This is a genomic window from Curtobacterium sp. Curtsp22 (genome assembly GCF_059492135.1).
Genome location: NZ_CP168519.1, coordinates 847,857 through 865,441, shown reverse-complemented (window position 1 = coordinate 865,441; position 17,585 = coordinate 847,857). Strand labels below are relative to the sequence as shown.

Below are 17,585 nucleotides of genomic sequence, written 5' to 3'. Positions count from 1 at the left end.
CTACGGGAGCCGTGGTCCGTGCCCGCCTCACTTGACGGCGAGCTTCGACAGGTCGAGCCGCGAGTTCGTGCCGTCGTACGGGAAGCCCGTGACGCCCTTCCGTACCGCCGTGATCGACGTCGCCGTGTAGAGCCACTCGCCGGCGGCGTCCTCGCTGACGATCCGCGCCGCCTTCTGCAGGTCGGCGACCTTGGCGGCTTCGTCCGTCGCGGCGACCGAGTCGGCGTAGAGCGACTGCACCTCGGCGTTGTCGTAGCCGAAGTAGTACTCCGGGTTCGCCCAGTTGCCGAAGTCGCGCGCCTCGACGTGGTTCACCATCGACAGGTCGAAGTCGCGCGTGCCGCTCTTCGGTGCCTCGAACACCTGCGACAGCCAGGTGGCGAAGTCGACGCGCTTGACCGTCAGGGTGATGCCGACGTCGGCGAGCTGCGACTTCAGCACGTCGCCGATCGTCGCCGAGTAGATGTTCGCGTACGTCAGCGTGAGGTCGAGCTTCGGGTGACCGGCCTCGGCGAGGAGCTTCTTCGCGTTCGCGGGGTCGTACGCGTCGATGTCGGTGAGGTCCTGGTAGCCCGGGTCGAGCTCGGGGATCGGGCCGCCCTGCTCGACGCCGGTGCCGCCGATCGCCTTGATGATCGCCTTGGCGTCGATCGCCTGCCGGATCGCCTGGCGCACCCGCTTGTCGGTGAACGGCGCCTTCTGGTCGTTGAACGCGAGCGTGTACTTGTCGGTCGTCTTGCCGGTGTGCAGCGAGATGTCCGAGCTGTTCTGCAGCTGGCTCTTGAGCGTGCCGTCGACGGCGGTCTGCACGTCGAGGTCGCCGTTCGCCATGGCGTTCACCGCGGTGGACGGCTGCGTGATGTACCGGAAGACGACCTTGGCGACCTTGGCCTTCGTGCCCCAGTAGTCGGCGTTCCGCTCGAACGTGAGCGAGTCACCCTGCTTCCAGCTCGACACCTCGTACGGGCCGGTGCCGTTGGCGGTGTCCGACAGGTCGTTCTTCGCCGCCTTCTCGAGCACGAGGCCGGCGCGCCCCGTGAGGTTCCAGAGCAGGTCGGAGTCGGGCTTCGCCAACGTGAGGACGACCGTGTCGGCGGAGGGTGACGTGATCGACGTCACGTTGGCGAGCTGCGCGGAGTCGACGTACGAATCGTTCGACTTGACCTGCTGCAGCGACCAGACGACGTCGGCCGCGGTGACGTCCTTGCCGTCCTGGAACGTGGTGCCGTCGCGCAGCGTGAACGTGTACGTCAGGCCGTCGTCCGACACCGCGTGCTTCGACGCCAGCACGTCGCGGACGTCACCGTCCGCCGTGCGGCCGACGAGCCCCTGGTAGACGTTGTCGATGAGCACCTGGTCGAGTGCGGCACCGGACTGCGTGCGGATGTCGAGGCTCGTCGGTTCGAGGACGAGACCGACGCGGACGGTGGCGTCGGTGCCGCCGTCCTCGTTCGAGGTTCCGGAGCAGCCGGTCAGCACGAGGGCCGAGGCGACGGCCACCGCGGTGGCGGCGAGGGCCGCGCGGCCGAGGCGGGAGGTGCTGCGGGCGGGGAGCGGACTCATGGGTGGTGGGTTCCTTCCGGCGCGGTGGCGACGGTCGTCGCGCGCGCTTGCACGAGGTTAGCGGCGGCCGGGGTGCTCCGGCGACGGTTCTTCGATCCGGTGCAACAAACCGTTACGTTCCGCCCATGCCCGGATCGCCGTGGCCAGTTCGAGGGGCGCCTGGTTCTGCACCGCGTGCCGGGCCTCGACCGTGACGATCTCGGCGTCGGGCAGGCGCTCGGCGAACTGCGCGTGCAGCTTCGGTGAAACGTAGCCGCGGTCGCCGCGGACGAGCAGGATCGGGACGTCGAGGGCCTCGAGGTCCGGCCACGCGTCCGCGAACCGCCCCACCGACGAGGTGCGCCCGTCGGGGAGGTGCGGGAAGTGGTGGCGCCGCACGAGCCGCCCGTCGGCCCCGAGCCGTGTGGTGTGCCGGGCCTCGCGCAGGAGCACCGCGCGGTCGTCGCCGACGCGGGCCTCCACGGCGCGGTCGACGACCTGCTCGAGCGACGTGAACGGCTCCTCGGCCTCGAGCGCGCGGGCGATCCGGTCGACGGCTCGCTGGGCGAAGTCCGGCGACATGTCGACGAGCACGAGTCCGGTGACGCGCTCCGGTGCGGTCGCCGCCAGTCGGGCGGCGAGGATCGCGCCGAGGGAGTGCCCCACGACGATCCCCGGCCGGACCCCGAGCGCGTCGAGGGCCGCGAGCACGCTCGGTGCCGTCGCGCCGGCCCCGTAGTCCGCGTCGTCGCGCCACCCGGACCGGCCGTGGCCGGGCAGGTCCACGGCGACCGCCGGCTCGCCGACGGCGAGCGCGGTCTGGTCGAAGCTGTGGGCGTCGATGCCGAGCCCGTGCAGGTAGGTGATCCGCGCCTCCTGGCCGTCCGCCGTGTCCCAGCGGATCGCGGCGATCTCCTGTCCGTCGGTGGTGCGGACCACCTGCCTGGAGGCGCGCATCGGCGCCGTCACGCCGCTCGCGTGGGCGAGGTCGGCCAGGTCTGCGAATTCGTCGTCGGCATCGGGCACGGGGACGATCCTCGCACCGTGCGGACCCTTGGGTCTCTTAGGTAAGGCATGCCATACTTGCCGTCGTGGCAGCCCGGTACCGTGTCTTCTCCGTCCGCGTGGCAGCCGTCACGTCCCTCACCCCGCACTTCGTCCGGGTGACCCTGACGGGCGACGCCCTCGCCGAGTTCTCGTCCGTCGGCCTCGACCAGCGCATCAAGATCGTGCTGCCGATCCCCGGGCACGGCTTCACGGACCTGCCCGACGGCGAGGACTGGTACGGCGCCTGGCGTGCCCTGCCCGACGCGGTCCGGAACCCGCTCCGCACCTACACGGTCCGCTCCTTCCGACCGGACGCCCGTGAGCTCGACATCGACTTCGTCGCGCACGGCGACACCGGACCCGCCTCGCGCTGGGTCTCGGCGTGCCGGGTCGGCGACGAACTGCGCATCGTCGGGCCGGCGGTGCCGTCGTCGCCCGCGGAGCTCCCGACCGGTGCGGCCGAGTTCGACCCCGGCGCCGCGAACCGGATTCTGCTCGCCGGCGACGAGACCGCCGCCCCGGCCATCTGCGCCATCCTCGAGGCCCTCGACGTCGCCACCGTCGGCCACGTCTTCATCGAGGTCCCGACCGACGCCGATCGGCTGCCGGTGTCCGCGCCCGCCGGGGTCGAGGTCCGCTGGATCGCCCGGAACGGCGCCTCGCACGGCGTCCGGATGACCGACCAGGTGCACGCCTGGGCGTCGACCGTCGCGGCGGGGCCGGCGTGCGGCGACGCGGGGGAGCTCGCGGACGTCGACGTCGACGAGCAGGTGCTCTGGGACATCCCGGCCGGCGACGAGCCGCGACCCGTCTACGCCTGGATCGCGGGCGAGGCCGGGTGCGTCAAGGAACTCCGTCGGCACCTCGTGCGCGGTGTCGGGCTCGACCGGAAGCAGGTCGCGTTCATGGGGTACTGGCGGCACGGCAAGGCCGAGAATTGACCGGTTCCGTCGACGGTGCCGGCGCTGCGTCGACTGTGCCGGCGACCGCGCTCGGGGCCCGGGGGCTGACGCTCGCGTACGACGACCGGGTCGTGGTGTCCGCGCTCGACGTCGACATCCCGGACGGTGAACTCACGGTCATCGTCGGGCCGAACGCGTGCGGCAAGTCGACGCTGCTGAAGTCGTTCGCGCGGACGCTCAAGCCGACCGCCGGCACCGTGTACCTCGACGGGTCGCCGATCTCGTCCCTCCGCCCGAAGGCCGTCGCGCGCCGCGTCGGGATGCTCCCGCAGACCCCGATCGCGCCGGACGGCATCACCGTGCGCGACCTGGTGTCCCGGGGGCGGTTCCCGCACCAGGACCTGCTGCACCCCTCGTCGGGGTCGGACCGGCGGGCCGTGCAGGCCGCGCTCGAGCAGACGTCGACCGTGTCGCTCGCCGACCGCAGCGTGGACGAGCTGTCCGGTGGGCAGCGACAGCGGGTGTGGATCGCGATGGTGCTCGCGCAGGAGACCGACATCGTCCTGCTCGACGAGCCCACCACGTTCCTGGACATCGCGCACCAGTACGACGTGCTCGAGCTGGCGTCGGCGTTGCACGCGGCCGGTCGGACGGTCGTCGCGGTGCTGCACGACCTCAACCAGGCGGCGCGGTACGCCACGCACGTGATCGCGATGCGTGACGGGTCGATCGTGGCGTCGGGGCCGCCGGCGTCGGTGGTGACGGGCGACCTCGTCGAGGACGTGTTCGGGCTGCCGTGCGTGGTCGTCGCCGACCCCGAGACGGGTACGCCCCTCGTGGTGCCGCGGCGCCCCGCGGCCTGACGCGCTGCGCGCCGCGGCGCGGGCGCGCGGGCGCTGGCGCCCGGTCAGGTCGCACGAAGTGCCGCTCGCGCGCGCCGCGGGCGGCACTTCGTGCGACCCGGGCGTCACGCCCACGGCGTGTCGTGCGACCTCGAGACGGACGTGACCCGTCGCGGTGGGCGCACACCGTTCCGGACGGGAGGCACGGTGCGAGACCGTCCCGCGCCTCCCGTCGGGGTGTCGGCGAGCTCCACCCCCGCGAGATCGCGAGAACTGCCGCTCGCGCGCCCGGCGCGCGGCACTTCGTGCGACCTCGCCGCCGCACGCGCGGCGTGTCGTGCGACCTCGGGGCGGGCGCGCGGGCGCGCCGCGCGTCAGCGGTAGTTGCCGTCCTCGAGCCCGGCCTCGATCTCGAACCGGTTCCGCAGCGGATCCTGCCCCGCCAACGCGTACACGATCGGCATGAGCATCCCGTACCGCCGCCACTGGTCGACGTGCACCCGCTCGTGCCGGAGCACCCGGTCGCCGTCGTTGTCCCGCGTGAGGTAGACCGACCCCACGCACGTGCCACCTCGGCGGAACACCCACCGCGGCAGCCCGGTGCACACGATCAGCCCGTCGACGACCCGCACCTTCCCGGTGGAGAGCGGGACGCCGACGGCGAGGCCGACCACGGTCGCGAACGCCCACCCCGCCCGGGACACGGGGGAGTCGAGCAGGGGGTTCCGCACCGCTACTCCGGGCGGCCGTAGGTCTCGAGCAGTCGCAGCCAGATCTCGTTCATCGTCGGGTAGGCGGGGACGGCGTGCCAGAGGCGGTCGACCGGCACCTCGCCCACGACGGCGATCGTCGCGGCGTGCAGCATCTCGGCGACGTCCTGCCCGACGAAGGTCACGCCGACGACGACCCCGCGGTCCTCGTCGACGACCATCTTCGCCCGCCCGGTGTAGCCGTCCGCCTGCAGTGAGGCGCCGGCGACGTTGCCGAGCTCGTACTCGACCGCGCGGACGTTCAGCCCCTGTTCGCGTGCCTTGGCCTCGGTCAGGCCGACGCTCGCGACCTCGGGATCGGTGAAGGTGACCTGCGGGACCGCAGCGTGGTCGGCGGTGGCGACGTGCGCACCCCACGGTTCGGTGTGCAGCGGCGTGCCCTGGTGCCGAGCGGCGATCGCTTCGCCCGCGGCACGCGCCTGGTACTTGCCCTGGTGGGTGAGGAGTACGCGGTGGTTGACGTCGCCGACGGCGTAGAGCCAGTCGGTGCCCTGCACGAGCATCGTGTCGTCGACCTGCAGCCAGTCGCCCGCGGTCAGCCCGACGGACTCGAGGCCGAGGTCCTTCGTGGTCGCGGCGCGTCCGGTCGCGGCGAGGACCTCGCTCGTGATGACCGTCGAGCCGTCGTCGAGCGTCGTCGTGACGAGGCCGTGCTCGTCACGGTCGACGCGGGTGGGGTGCACGCCGGTGCGGACGTCGACGCCCAGCTCGCGGAGGGAGTCGGCGACGAGCTCTCCCGCGAACGGCTCCATGCCGCCGAGCAGCCCGTGCCGTGCGACGAGCGTGACCTTCGCCCCGAGGGACGCCCACGCGGTCGCGAGTTCCGAGCCGGAGACCCCGCCGCCGATGACGAGCAGGCTCTCGGGCACCGTTTGCGCACTGGTGGCCTCGCGCGTGCCCCACGGCGTCGCGTCGGCCAACCCCGGGACGTCGGGGAGGGTGTGCAGCGAGCCCGTGACGACCGCGATCGCCGCGGCTGCCGTGTACGTCGTGCCGGCGACCTCGATCGTCTTCTCGCCGGTGATCCGGGCGTGGCCGCGGATGAGGTCGATGTCGGCGGACTCGAGCCACGAGACCTGGCCGTCGTCCTTCCAGTCCGAGGTGAAGGAGTTCCGTCGGGCGAGCACGTGCGCCGCGTCGAGGTCGCCCGTGACCGCCTGCTTCGCACCGTCGAGTCGCTTCGCCGCTGCGAGCGCGTGCCCGCTGCGCAGCAGGGCCTTTGACGGCATGCACGCCCAGTAGGAGCACTCGCCGCCGACGAGCTCGGCCTCCACGATGGCGACCGACAGGCCGCGCTTCTTGGCGTAGTCCGCCACGTTCTCGCCGACTGCGCCGGCGCCGATCACGATGAGGTCGTAGTCCGTCATGTCGCCGAGCGTACGCGGATCGGCATGGGTCATGCCGGGCGCGGTGCGTACCCGTGGAGAACGGGTCCGCGGGGGAGTGCCGGGACCGTCAGACGGTGCGGGACGCGCTCGTCAGCGCGCCGACCGCACGCAGGATGACGCCGAGGTCGTCGACCGCGCGGTCCGGGTCGACCGGCGCGAACCCGGTGAGGGCCGCGCCCGCCAGTCGTCGTCCGCGCGTGGCGGCCTGGATGCGCTCGACGAGACCGGCGCCGTCCAACCCGAACGGGACGGGCTCGAGCAGCCCGTCGACCTCCGACGGGTCGAGGACGTCCAGGTCGACGTGCACGAACACCGCCTGGGCACCGGTGGCGTCCACCGCTGCCGCGATCGCGTCCGGGGTGGCGGCGTCGACGTCGAGGTGCACGATCCCGGCACGGTCGAGGGCGCCTGCCTCGGCGTCCTCGACCCCGCGCACGCCGGCGACGACGACGGACGACGCTGCCAGGGTCGGAAGGGCCGGGAACAGGTCGTCGGGACGGTCCACGAGGATGCGGAGCACAGCGGTCTCGGCGGCGACGGGCTGGGCGCGGTTGAGCGCCCGGAAGCCGCTCGACCCCGCGATCCGCACGAAGGCGGTGTCCGGTCCGAGCCCGACCGTGGCGCCGAGCACGCTCGCACCGTCACCGCCGACGACGAGGACCGGCTCGCTCGACACCGTGGTCTCCTCGGCGACCCGTTCGGCCACCGAGAGCACCGAGGTGTACCGGGCAACGGCCGTCTCGAGACGATCGCCGGCGCCCGCCGGGACGTCGACCACGGTGGTCGACGCGCGCGGGAGGTCGGCCGCGATCGCCGCGGCTCCGTCCCCGAGGCGCATCGCACGGGACGACGCCGAACCCTGCCACTGACCGACCACGAGGAACTGCATCGTGCCAGTCTGTCAGGCGGGGTCCGGCGTCGTCCGAGGAGCGCGTCAGATGCTCGACGAACCGCCGGACTTCAGGGCGGCGAGTCGTGCCTCGACCTCGGCGTCCTTGCCCACGTCCTCGAGGCTCTCGAACTGCGAGTCGAGGCTCGACGACTGCAGCTCCTGCTGGCCGAGGACCTTCGCCTCTTCGCGGCGCACCTTCTCCTCGAAGCGGCCGAGGTCGCTCGTCGGGTCGAGCACGTCGATGTTGCCGAGCGCGTCGTTGACCTTGGACTGCGCCTCGGCCGTCTTCGACCGGGCGACGAGGTTGTCGCGCTTCGAGCGGAGCTCCTCGAGCTTCTGTTCCATGCCGGCGAGGCCCGACTTGAGCTTCTCCACCGCCTCGTTCTGCGAGGCGAGGTTCGGCTCGGCGTCCTTGACCTCCTGCTCGGCCGCGATCTGCTTGCCGATCGCGATCTTGGCGAGGTTGTCGAACTTGTCCGCCTCGGCCGTCTTGCCCTCGGTGCGGTACTTGTCCGCAGCGGAGGAGGCGTTGGCGGCCTTCTGGCCCCACTCCACCGCTGCCCGCTTGTCCTCTTCGTGGTCCTGCTCGAGCAGTCGGACGTTGCCGATCGTCTGCGCGATCGCCGTCTTGGCGTCCGCGATGTTGTTCGTGTAGTCCCGCACGAGCTGGTCGAGCATCTTCTGGGGATCCTCGGCGTCGTCGATGAGCTGGTTGATGTTCGCCCGGACGAGGGTCGAGATCCGCCCGAAGATCGTCTGCTTTGCCATTGCTGTTCCCTTTCGTGGAAGGACTGGTGTGGTGCTGTTGGTCTGTGGTGCCCGGTCTAGAAGCGGCCGCCGCCGGAGAAACCGCCCCCGCCGCCTCCGCCGCCCCCGCCGAAGCCGCCGCCGCCCCCGAAGCCGCCGCCTCCGCCGAAGCCGCCACCCCCGAAGGAGCCGCCGCCGTAGCTGCCGCCGCGACCGCCGAGCAGGCCACCGAGCACGATGCCGGTGACGAGGCCGCCGAGCTGCGCGCCGTTGCCGCCACCGCCGCCGAAGCCGCCGCCACCGCCCCAGCCGCCCATGTCGTCGTTCGCGGCGTCCATCGCGGCCGCCGCGTATTGCTCGGCCGCACGCGCTGCCTGGAGCGCCTGCCCCGGGTCCGTCGTGGCGAGCTGGACGGCGTCGTCGAGTGCTCGTTGCGCCTCGGACAGCCGCGTCCGCGCCGTCGGTCCGACCCCGCCGCGGTGCAGGGAGATGAATTCGCGCGCCTGGCTGATCCGGTTCCGGGCGTCGCGGAGCGCGTCGTCGAGCGCACGGGACGCCCGACGCTGCTGTTCCTCGGCGCCACGGGCCGCGGCGATGGCCTGGTCGATCTCGGTGTTCGCCTTGGTGAGGGCGTCGACCGCGGTGATCGGGTCCTTCGGGTCGAAGCCCTGCCGCAGCACGGTCTCGGCACGGGTGACCGCGGCGGCGAGTTCCGGTCCGCCGACGGTGAGGGTGCGCGCCGCGGCGACGTCGCCCTCGATGTCGACGCGCATCGCCTCGGCGCGTGCGGTGGCCTCGGCGAAGCTCGCCTCGGCAGCGCTCGCGCTCGACGTGAGCTGCTGCACCTGCGCGAGGGCGTGCTGGGCGTCGCGCACGGCGACGACCGCCTCGCCCTTGTCGCCCGCGGCGATCGCGGCGGTGGCCGCCTGGGACCGTTCGGTCGCGTAGGCGAGGACCTGCTCGGCCTGGTCGACGCTGTCCGACACGGTCGCGAGGGTCCGGCCGGTGTACGCCGAGCGGACCCGGTCCAGCGATGCGCTCGCCTGCTGGACCGATGCCGGGGCGGCCGCGACGGCCTGCGCGAGCGCGGCAGCGGCTTCCTCGACGCCGTCCTCGAGCGAGCGGAGCTTGTCGAACGACTCCGTCTGCTCCTCGATCGAGGCGTGCGCCTGCTCGCAGATGGCGATGATCTGGTTCGCCCAGTCGGCGCGCTGCTGCGGGGAGTCCGGGATCTCGTCGTCGAGCTGCTGCTGGAACGTGAAGGCCTTGCGCACGGCCTGCTGCGCCGCGGCGACCGCCTCGGCGAAGGGCTTCGCGGCGTCGGCCCCGAACTGCGCGGTGGCGAACCCGACCTCTTGCTCGGCGGTGCGCAGCTCGTCGTCGATCGTCACGAGGGCGCCACCGGCGGTCCGCTCGAGGTCGGCGAGGGACGCTTCCTGCGCCTTCGTCGCGGCGGCCGTCCGGCGCTTGTTCCGCGTCCGGATGACGAGCACCACGACGACGACCGCGACGACCACGACGGCGAGGAGGATCCACAGCCAGGTGAGGTCCGGCGGCGCCTGGGTGTCGGCGAGGCCGTTCGCGAAGGCCAGCGCGGCACCGGACCAGTCGCTCTGCTTGAGGGCCGGCAGCAGGTCGTCGTCCACCGCGGACTGGACGTCGGACGACGAGATGCTCGTCTCGTTCGTCTGCTGGACGTCGTAGTTCCGGTCGTCGACGGCGACCGACAGCAGGATGCCGTCGGAGTCGATCTGGTTCGCCGACAGCGTCGCGGCGCCCCACTCGGTGTGGTCCGACGGGTTCGTGAACGTCGGGACGAAGACGACGTAGAGCTGGGTCTTCGTGTCCGTGTAGAGCTGCTGCACGGCGTTCTCGATCCGGGACTGCTGCGAGGAGCTGAGCACGTCGGCCTCGTCGAGGACGTACGCGCCACGGAGGTCGACCGGCGCGGTCGCTCGCGCCGTCGCCGCCGGCGCCAGCAGGAGGAACACGGCCAGGAGTGCCGCAGCGATGCGTCCCACCAGCCCCGGCGTCCCCCTGTCGGTCCTCGTCCTGCCCGTGGCCGATCCGCCCTGGACCGCTCGCATCCGTCCTCCGTCCGTCGCCGTGGTCACGGTCCGAGTACCCCCGGAACCGCGCCCCGGAGCGCTGTTGCCCGGAGTCTATCCACGCCGCGCAGCGCTCGGACAGACTCCGGGCGAACCCTCGTGGAACCCCGGGCCTGTGCAGGTGTTGTACCCCGGACCGGGGTATGCTCGGGGAGCGTTCGACGACGAACGAGACAGGGGAACTGCAATGGAGCGAACAACCAGCACCGAGGTCGTCCCACTCGAGGACGGCTACCACCGTGTGTCGACGCCGGCGAGCGGTGTCATCGGCTTCGTGCGCGAGCACGACGGCCGCTACGAGGTCCTCCGCGGACGGGTGCGCCAGGCGACCCGGTCCGAAGGGCTCTACAGCACGATGAACGTCGCGCTCATCGCGCTCACCCACGCCTGAACCACCCGACGTAGGCTCGCCTGCGTGAGTCTCCCGCGCCTCCAGACCGTCGTGGTGACGATCCGGCGGTCCGGCGGCAGCCCCGACGCGGACCGGGAGGCGCTGCTCACCGCCGTCGCGTCGGCGGCGGGTGTCGCGGTCTCCGCCGTGCGCGCGGGGCGCGTCTGCCCGCACTGCGCCGCGACGGACCACGGCCGCCCCTGGGCCGCGGTCGACGGCTCCGCCGTCGGCGTGAGCCTCGCACGGACCACCGACCTCGTCGCACTGGCCGTCGGACCACCCGGGATCGGCGTCGACCTCGAGCGTGTGTCGCGGGTCGCAGCGGCCCCGCTCGACGCGTTCACGCCCGGGGAGCTCGCCCGGTCCGGCGACGACACTGCCCGGGCGGCGTGCTGGGCGGTGAAGGAGGCCGTCCTCAAGCGTGACGGCCGAGGACTCCGGGTGGACCCCACCCGCGTCGACGTCGACCTGGGTCGGGGCACGGCCGCCCTGGACGGGGTGTCGCAGCCGGTCTCGGTGCTCTTCCCCGCGGTCGACGTGGTGCTCGCGGTCGCGGCGGGAGGGGCTCCGGTCAGCGTGGGAGCGTGAGGACCTCGACGCCGTCCTCGGTGATCGCCACCGTGTGCTCGGTGTGCGCGGTGCGTGCTCCCGTGGCGCTGCGGAGCGTCCAGCCGTCCGGGTCGGTGACGAGCACGTCGGTGTCCGCCATCACCCACGGTTCGAGCGCGAGGAGCAGCCCGGGGCGGAGGGTGTAGCCGCGTCCGGGTCGCCCGGTGTTCGACACGTGCGGGTCCTGGTGCATCGTCGAGCCGATGCCGTGGCCGCCGAACTCGACGTTGACGGGGTAACCGGCGCCCTCGAGCACCGTGCCGATGGCGTGCGACAGGTCGCCCGTGCGGACCCCGGGGCCGGCGGTCTCGATCGCTGCGGCGAGGGCGCGCTCGGTGGCGTCGATGAGGGCCAGGTCGGCCGGGTCCGGTGTGCCGACCACGAAGCTGACGGCGGCGTCGGCGGCGATGCCGTCGAGCGAGACGGCCAGGTCGAGCGTCAGCAGGTCGCCGTCCTGCAGGGTCCGGTCGTGGGGGAGTCCGTGCAGGACGGCGTCGTTGACGGCGGTGCACACGTGGTGGCCGAACGGCCCGCGTCCGAACGACGGGGCGTAGTCGACGTAGCAGGACTCGGCGCCGGCGTCCTCGATCATCGCCTTCGTCCACCGGTCGATCTCGAGCAGGTTCGTGCCGACGCGGGTGCGGTCGCGCAGGGTCTGCAGGATCGTGCCGACGAGGGCTCCGGTGGCGCGGGCCCGGTCGACCTCGGCCGGGGTGAGGATCTCGATCATGGGATGATCATACCGGTACTGGAAGACCGGAATTAGTGTAGGCACATGGTCCGTCTCCCGCTCAGCCCCGCCGAGGTCGCCCGTGGTCGGCGGCTCGGAGCGCTGCTCCGTCGTGCCCGCGGGGAGCGCTCGATGCTCGACACGGCGCTGCGGGCCGGGATCTCGCCGGAGACGCTGCGGAAGATCGAGACCGGGCGCATCGCGACGCCGGCGTTCTCGACGATCGCGTCCGTCGCCGGGGTCGTCGGGCTGTCCCTCGACGCGGTGTGGGCCGAGGTGAACGGTACCCCGGAGACGCCCGACGTCGGCGGCGCTCCGGACCTGGTCGAGACCGCGAGCTGACGCGCGCGACGCCGCCGACGGTTCCCTAGAGCGCGGGGACGGTGGGCTCGTCGAGCCAGGGAGTCGTCACGGCCCGGACGGCGTCGACGTCGGTCCCGGCTGCGTCGGCGAACGCGGCGTGCACGTCCTCCGGTGCGACCGACCCGTACCGGTGTCGCTCGGTGATCGTCCGGAGCCCGGCGAAGAACGCGTCGTCGCCGACCGACCGGCGGACGGCATGCAGGGCCAGGGCGCCGCGCTTGTAGACCCGGTCGTCGAACATGTCCTTCGGGCCCGGGTCGGCCACGACGAGGTCCTCGGGCTGCTCCAGGAGCCCGTCGCGGTACGTCGCCGCGAGGGTGTCCGCCGAGTCGCCGCCGCGGTGCTCCGACCAGAGCCACTCGGCGTAGCAGGCGAAGCCCTCGTGCAACCAGATGTCCTTCCACCTGGTCACCGTCACGGAGTTGCCGAACCACTGGTGCGCGAGCTCGTGTGCGATGAGCCGGTCGGTGCCGTGCTCGCCGTCGACGTGGTTCCGGCCGAACACCGCCAGGCCGTGCGCCTCGAGCGGGATCTCGAGCTCGTCGTCGGTCACCACGACGCCGTACGACGCGAACGGGTACGGCCCGAACCGGTCCGCGTACAGGGCGAGCATGTCCGGTACCCGTCCGAAGTCCGTCTTCGCGGCCGTGCCGAGGTCGGCGGGGTGGTGCAGCGTGACGGGGGTGTCCGAGCCGCGGAGCTTCGTCGTGCGGTAGCGCCCGATCTGCACCGTCGCGAGGTAGGTCGCCATCGGCTCGGTCGTGGCGTACGTCCACGTCGTGCCGGCACGGGCGCGCTCCTTGCCGAGCAGCTCCCCGTTCGCGACGACGTCGTACGCGGCCTCGGCGGTGATCTCGAACCGGTAGGTGGCCTTGTCGTCCGGTCGGTCGTTGCACGGGAACCACGACGGGGCGCCGGTGGGCTGTGCCGCGACGATCACACCGTCGGTCAGCTCCTCCCAGCCGATCTGGCCCCACGGACTGCGGAGCGGGTGCGGTGTGCCGCGGTACCGCACGTGGACGGTGAACTCCGTGCCGGCGGCGACGGGCTCGGCCGGGGTCACGGTGAGCTTGTGCGTCGCGGTCGTGTGCTTCTTCGCCCGCTTGCCGTCGACGTCCACCCGGTCGACCGTCATGCCGTGCAGGTCGAGGACGACACGGTCGAGGTCCTCGTGCGCACGTCCGGTGATCGTCGCTGTGCCGTCGAGGCGGTTCGTCGCGACGCGGTACTCCAGACGGAGCTCGTAGTGGTGGGCGCTCCACCGTCGGTCGCCGCTGTGCGGGGTGTACGGGTCGGCGTCTGGGTTCGTCGAGGCGGGCTTCACGGTACCGTCGAGTCTGCCACGGCGACGTGCTCGACGGACGACCGCGCCGGCACCGGCGGCGCCGATGTCCACGGAGCGATCGGGTTGCCGGACCAGTGCGTGCCGCCGGGCACCTGCTCGCCGCGCATCACGAGGGACGCCGGCCCGACGGTGGCGCCCGGTCCGATGCCCGCCGCCGGCAGCACCACGCTGTGCGGCCCGAGCGTCGCACCCGGGTCGAGGCGGACCTCGTCGAGCTGCATCACCCGGTCGTGGAACAGGTGCGTCTGCACGACCGTGCCGCGGGCCACGGCGGCTCCGGACCCGATCGTCACGAGGTCGGCCTCCGGGAGCCAGTACGTCTCGAGCCAGGTGCCGCGGCCGATCGTCGCCCCGAGACTGCGGAGCCACGCCGCGAGGGCCGGGGTCCCCGTCGCCTGCTCGGCGAACCACGGCCGGGCGACGGTCTCGACGAACGTGTCCTGCACCTCGTTCCGCCACACGAACGACGACCAGAGCGGGTGCTCGCGGGCGGCGATCCGGCCGACGAAGGACCACTTCGCGATCGTCGACACCACCGCTGCGACGGCACCGGCGACGATGAGCACCGGCCCGGCGAGCAGCACCGTCCACCCGATGCCGACTGCCGTCCAGAGCGCGAGCAGCGTGCCGACGACCCCGAGCGCGATCCCCGCGGACACCATCGGGGCGACCAGGCGCAGGAGTTCCCAGCAGCCTCGAGCGACCTTGAGGGACCGCGGCGGCCGGAACGTGCGCTCCTCGTCGAACTCCGCCGTGGCGCGCCGGAGCCGCACCGGGGGAGAGCCGAGCCACGACGATCCGCGCTTCGCCTTCTTCGGGACGGCGGACAGCACCGCGACCAGGGCCTCGCGCGGCACCGAACGTCCGGCGCCGGTCATCCCGCTGTTGCCGAGGAACGCCCGCCGCCCCACCTTCGACCGACCGATCCGCACCCGACCGCCGCCGAGCTCGTACGTCGCCACCATCGTGTCGTCGGCGAGGAACGCCCCCGACGCGATCTGCGTGAGCGCCGGGATGAGCAGGACCGTCGAGATCTCGGTGTTCCGTCCCACCCGCGCCCCGAGCAGTCGGAGCCAGAGCGGGGTCACGAGCGACGCGTACACCGGGAACAGCAGCGTCCGGGCGCCGTCGAGGATCCGCTCGGTCGTCCACACCTGCCAGCCGATCCGGGAGCGCACCGGGTGCCGACCCTCGTGCAGACCGATCCCGAGCAACCGCACCGCGGCCACGACGAGTGCCGCGTACACGAGCCCCGCGACGACCGTCCCCACCGGTACCCACGCCAGCGCGAGCAGCACGGCCCGCTGGAGGGACGCGACCGGTCCGACGAGGAGCCACACCAGCCCCACCCCCGCGGCGACACCGATCACCGGCAACCCGGCCACGGCCAGGGACCCGGCCCCGTACGCCAGCAGCCACCGGCGTCGGGACGGGGGTCGCGCCTCCCGGTCGTGCCGAGCCGACCCGACGCGTTCCGCCGGCGACCCCGCCCACCGCTCCCCGTCGGGGACCCGGTCGGCGACCGCGGAACCGGCCTCCACCTCGGCACCGACGCCCACGTGCGCACCCGGCAGCAGCGTCGTCCGGCTGTGCACCACGGCGTCCGCGTCGATCCGGACCCGGCCGAGCCGGAACACGTCGCCGTCCACCCAGTGCCCGGCGAGGTCGACCTCGGGCTCGATCGACGCCCGCTTGCCGACCGTCAGCATCCCGGTAACCGGCGGCAGCGCGTGCAGGTCCACGTCCTTGCCGATCGTCGCGCCCAAGGCTCTGGCGTAGTAGCTGATCCACGGCGCACCGGCCGTCGAGGGGCCGTCCACCGCCTCGGCGATCCGCTCCGCGAGCCAGACCCGCACGTGCACCGACCCGCCACGGGGGTGGTCACCCGGACGCACCCCGACGAGCAGGGCCCGGACGAGGACGACCGTCACGGCCATCTTCCCCGCCGGGGTGACGAACAGGACGAGCGCCACGACGAGCGCCGGCCAGGGCAGCACCGGGACGGACGGGAGCGTCGTCGCGTGCAGCACCGCCGCCACGAGCGCCGTCCACGTCAGCACCCGGAGACCACGGAGCACCTGCAGGGGCAGCCCGAGCACCGTCATCACCACACCCGTCCCCGGCGGGACCGGCCGGACGTCGCGTGGCACCGACGTCACCGGGCCGGAGTCGTCGAGCGCGTCCGCCAGCGCCCCGATCCGCGGGTGGTCGTACACGTCGGCCACCGTCGTCGTCGGGAAGCGCTCACGGATCGCCGACACGAGCTGCGCCGCCGTCAGCGACCCGCCGCCGTGCGCGAAGAAGTCGTCGTCGACGCTCGCCACCGGCACCCCGAGGATCGCGGACCACCGCTCGGCGATCCAGGCCACCGTGTCCGGGAGCATCGCCGTGTCCGACGACCCCGGCAACGGCCACGGGAGCGCGGCACGGTCGACCTTGCCCGAGGTCCGCGTCGGCAGCGAGTCCACCACCGCGAGCAGGGGCACGAGCGCCGCCGGGAGCTCCTCGCGCAGCCGAGCGTTCGCCGCCGCCACGTCCACCGTCGCACCCGCGACCGGCGCGACGTACCCGACCAGCACCTGGTTGCCCGCCGGCGTCCGCTGCACCACGGCAGCACCCCCGGCCACGTCCGGCAGCCCCTGCAGCGCCGCGTCGATCTCCCCGAGCTCGATGCGACGACCGCCGAGCTTCACCTGGTCGTCCGCACGACCCTGGAACACGAGTCCCTCGGGGTCGTACCGCACCAGGTCACCGCTCCGGTACGCCCGCTCCCACCCGAGCTCCGGGAACGACGCGTACTTCTCGGCGTCCTTCGCCGGGTCCAGGTACCGCCCGAGCCCGACGCCGCCGATGACGAGTTCCCCGACACCCCCCGGTTCCACCCGGGCACCCGCCGCGTCCACGACCGCGAGGTCCCAGCCGTCCAACGGCAACCCGATCCGGATCGGCGTGCTCCCGTCGAGCAGAGCACCGCACGCCACCACCGTCGCCTCCGTCGGACCGTAGGTGTTCCACACCTCCCGCTCGCGGCTCGCGATCCGCGCAGCGAGCTCCGGCGGGCAGGCCTCACCACCGAAGATGACCAACCGCACCTGCTCCAGCGCGTCGTCCGGCCACAGCGCCGCGAGCGTCGGCACCGTCGACACCACCGTGATCCCGTGCGCGATGAGCCACGGCCCCAGGTCCACCCCGGTGCGCACGAGCGACCGCGGTGCCGGCACCAGGCACGCACCGTGGCCCCACGCCAGCCACATCTCCTCGCACGACGCGTCGAACGCCACGCTCAGACCCGCCAGCACCCGGTCGCCCGGACCGATCGGCGCGGCCCGCAGGAACATCCGCGCCTCGGCGTCCACGAACGCCGCCGCGGACCGGTGCGTCACGGCGACGCCCTTGGGCACGCCGGTCGACCCGGACGTGAAGATGATCCACGCGTCGTCGTCCTGCCGGGGGAGCTCGGCGCTAGCCGCGGGGTCGGTCACCGGGAGTTCCGCGCCGTCGCGGTCACGCAGGACGCCGCCCACTCCGATCACGCCGACGACGCCGGCCTCGCCGAACACCAGCGTGGCGCGTTCCTCGGGGTCGTCCGCGTCCACCGGGACGTACGCCGCACCAGCCGCGAGGACTGCGAGGATCGACACGTACAGGTCGCGCCCGCCGGACGGGATCCGGACGCCCACCCGGTCGCCCCGTCGGACCCCGCGTCGCGCGAGGTCGTCGGCCTGCTCGTGCACCAGTCGCACGAGCGTCGCGTAGTCGATCGTGCCGGCCGGGTCCTCGAGCGCGGTGGCGTCGGGGTGCTCGGCGGCGGTCGCGGTGAGGACGTCGAGCAGGGTCCGTGGTGCCGGGGCGTCGGCGCCCCGGGCGAGTTCGTGCTGCGGGTTCCCGGTGGCTGCGGTCATCGAGTCC

The 17,585-nt window shown here is 73.1% G+C and carries 15 protein-coding genes; 5 read left to right on the top strand and 10 right to left on the bottom strand.

The genetic code is table 11. The features are described from left to right. Positions 1–27: 27 nt before the first annotated feature. Complete coding sequence (locus tag ACEN8D_RS04095) at positions 28–1,563, bottom strand: ABC transporter substrate-binding protein (protein WP_413399909.1); 1,536 nt, start codon at positions 1,561–1,563, stop codon at positions 28–30. Positions 1,564–1,620: 57 nt separating this feature from the next. Further along, positions 1,621–2,568 carry an alpha/beta fold hydrolase gene (locus ACEN8D_RS04090; protein WP_413399908.1) on the bottom strand — a complete coding sequence of 316 codons (948 nt, stop codon included), beginning with the start codon at positions 2,566–2,568 and terminating at the stop codon, positions 1,621–1,623. A 65-nt stretch (positions 2,569–2,633) separates the two neighbouring features. Between ACEN8D_RS04090 and ACEN8D_RS04085 the strand changes: the two genes are divergently transcribed. Next, positions 2,634–3,530 (top strand): siderophore-interacting protein, encoded by an 897-nt coding sequence (locus tag ACEN8D_RS04085; protein ID WP_336696577.1) that lies wholly within the window; start codon positions 2,634–2,636, stop codon positions 3,528–3,530. Further along, positions 3,527–4,354, top strand: coding sequence for an ABC transporter ATP-binding protein (locus ACEN8D_RS04080; RefSeq protein WP_413400299.1), 828 nt, complete (start codon positions 3,527–3,529; stop codon positions 4,352–4,354). The genes ACEN8D_RS04085 and ACEN8D_RS04080 overlap by 4 nt, the downstream gene beginning before the upstream one ends. Before the next feature lie 353 nt (positions 4,355–4,707). Here ACEN8D_RS04080 and ACEN8D_RS04075 read toward each other — a convergent pair whose 3' ends face one another. The 5 genes from ACEN8D_RS04075 to ACEN8D_RS04055 form a co-directional block, all read right to left on the bottom strand. Continuing rightward, positions 4,708–5,064 (bottom strand): Fe-S oxidoreductase, encoded by a 357-nt coding sequence (locus ACEN8D_RS04075; protein ID WP_309779732.1) that lies wholly within the window; start codon positions 5,062–5,064, stop codon positions 4,708–4,710. A gap of 2 nt (positions 5,065–5,066) precedes the next feature. Further along, positions 5,067–6,470: a dihydrolipoyl dehydrogenase family protein gene (locus ACEN8D_RS04070; protein ID WP_413399772.1), complete on the bottom strand. Its 1,404-nt coding sequence runs from the start codon at positions 6,468–6,470 to the stop codon at positions 5,067–5,069. An 88-nt stretch (positions 6,471–6,558) separates the two neighbouring features. Further along, a complete protein-coding gene (locus tag ACEN8D_RS04065) occupies positions 6,559–7,380 on the bottom strand; it encodes an arginase family protein (RefSeq protein WP_071296230.1) in 822 nt (273 codons plus the stop codon). Between the two features lie 45 nt (positions 7,381–7,425). Next, the gene (locus tag ACEN8D_RS04060; RefSeq protein ID WP_070416310.1) at positions 7,426–8,151 is read right to left on the bottom strand and encodes a PspA/IM30 family protein; all 726 of its coding nucleotides are present in this window, start codon (positions 8,149–8,151) and stop codon (positions 7,426–7,428) included. Positions 8,152–8,207: 56 nt separating this feature from the next. Continuing rightward, positions 8,208–10,151 carry a TPM domain-containing protein gene (locus ACEN8D_RS04055; RefSeq protein ID WP_495601162.1) on the bottom strand — a complete coding sequence of 648 codons (1,944 nt, stop codon included), beginning with the start codon at positions 10,149–10,151 and terminating at the stop codon, positions 8,208–8,210. A 274-nt stretch (positions 10,152–10,425) separates the two neighbouring features. On the opposite strand from ACEN8D_RS04055, the gene ACEN8D_RS04050 reads away from it, so the two are divergent. Together ACEN8D_RS04050 and ACEN8D_RS04045 are read left to right on the top strand one after the other, a co-directional pair. Next, positions 10,426–10,629 (top strand): hypothetical protein, encoded by a 204-nt coding sequence (locus ACEN8D_RS04050; protein ID WP_022905704.1) that lies wholly within the window; start codon positions 10,426–10,428, stop codon positions 10,627–10,629. A 24-nt stretch (positions 10,630–10,653) separates the two neighbouring features. Continuing rightward, positions 10,654–11,217, top strand: a complete 564-nt coding sequence (locus ACEN8D_RS04045) for a 4'-phosphopantetheinyl transferase family protein (protein WP_495601161.1) — start codon at positions 10,654–10,656, stop codon at positions 11,215–11,217. Here ACEN8D_RS04045 and map read toward each other — a convergent pair. Continuing rightward, the gene (gene map, locus ACEN8D_RS04040; protein WP_071296232.1) at positions 11,201–11,968 is read right to left on the bottom strand and encodes a type I methionyl aminopeptidase; all 768 of its coding nucleotides are present in this window, start codon (positions 11,966–11,968) and stop codon (positions 11,201–11,203) included. The two genes, ACEN8D_RS04045 and map, sit on opposite strands and share 17 nt — an antisense overlap. A 45-nt stretch (positions 11,969–12,013) precedes the next feature. Between map and ACEN8D_RS04035 the strand changes: the two genes are divergently transcribed. Continuing rightward, positions 12,014–12,310, top strand: a complete 297-nt coding sequence (locus ACEN8D_RS04035) for a helix-turn-helix domain-containing protein (protein ID WP_071296233.1) — start codon at positions 12,014–12,016, stop codon at positions 12,308–12,310. Positions 12,311–12,335: 25 nt separating this feature from the next. Here the strand turns inward: ACEN8D_RS04035 and ACEN8D_RS04030 are convergent, their stop codons facing one another. Both ACEN8D_RS04030 and ACEN8D_RS04025 read right to left on the bottom strand, forming a co-directional pair. After that, entirely contained in the window at positions 12,336–13,655 is a 1,320-nt protein-coding gene (locus tag ACEN8D_RS04030) for a M1 family metallopeptidase (RefSeq protein WP_495601160.1), read from the bottom strand. Then, positions 13,652–17,578 (bottom strand): Pls/PosA family non-ribosomal peptide synthetase, encoded by a 3,927-nt coding sequence (locus tag ACEN8D_RS04025; protein WP_413461444.1) that lies wholly within the window; start codon positions 17,576–17,578, stop codon positions 13,652–13,654. The genes ACEN8D_RS04030 and ACEN8D_RS04025 overlap by 4 nt, the downstream gene beginning before the upstream one ends. Between the last annotated feature and the right edge of the window lie 7 nt (positions 17,579–17,585).

Coding starts and splice junctions, on each gene's coding strand:
- ACEN8D_RS04095 (WP_413399909.1), bottom strand. CDS start 1,563: ATGAGTCCGCTCCCCGCCCGCAGCACCTCCCGCCTCGGCCGCGCGGCC.
- ACEN8D_RS04070 (WP_413399772.1), bottom strand. CDS start 6,470: ATGACGGACTACGACCTCATCGTGATCGGCGCCGGCGCAGTCGGCGAG.
- ACEN8D_RS04065 (WP_071296230.1), bottom strand. CDS start 7,380: ATGCAGTTCCTCGTGGTCGGTCAGTGGCAGGGTTCGGCGTCGTCCCGT.
- ACEN8D_RS04060 (WP_070416310.1), bottom strand. CDS start 8,151: ATGGCAAAGCAGACGATCTTCGGGCGGATCTCGACCCTCGTCCGGGCG.
- ACEN8D_RS04050 (WP_022905704.1), top strand. CDS start 10,426: ATGGAGCGAACAACCAGCACCGAGGTCGTCCCACTCGAGGACGGCTAC.
- map (WP_071296232.1), bottom strand. CDS start 11,968: ATGATCGAGATCCTCACCCCGGCCGAGGTCGACCGGGCCCGCGCCACC.
- ACEN8D_RS04035 (WP_071296233.1), top strand. CDS start 12,014: ATGGTCCGTCTCCCGCTCAGCCCCGCCGAGGTCGCCCGTGGTCGGCGG.
- ACEN8D_RS04025 (WP_413461444.1), bottom strand. CDS start 17,578: ATGACCGCAGCCACCGGGAACCCGCAGCACGAACTCGCCCGGGGCGCC.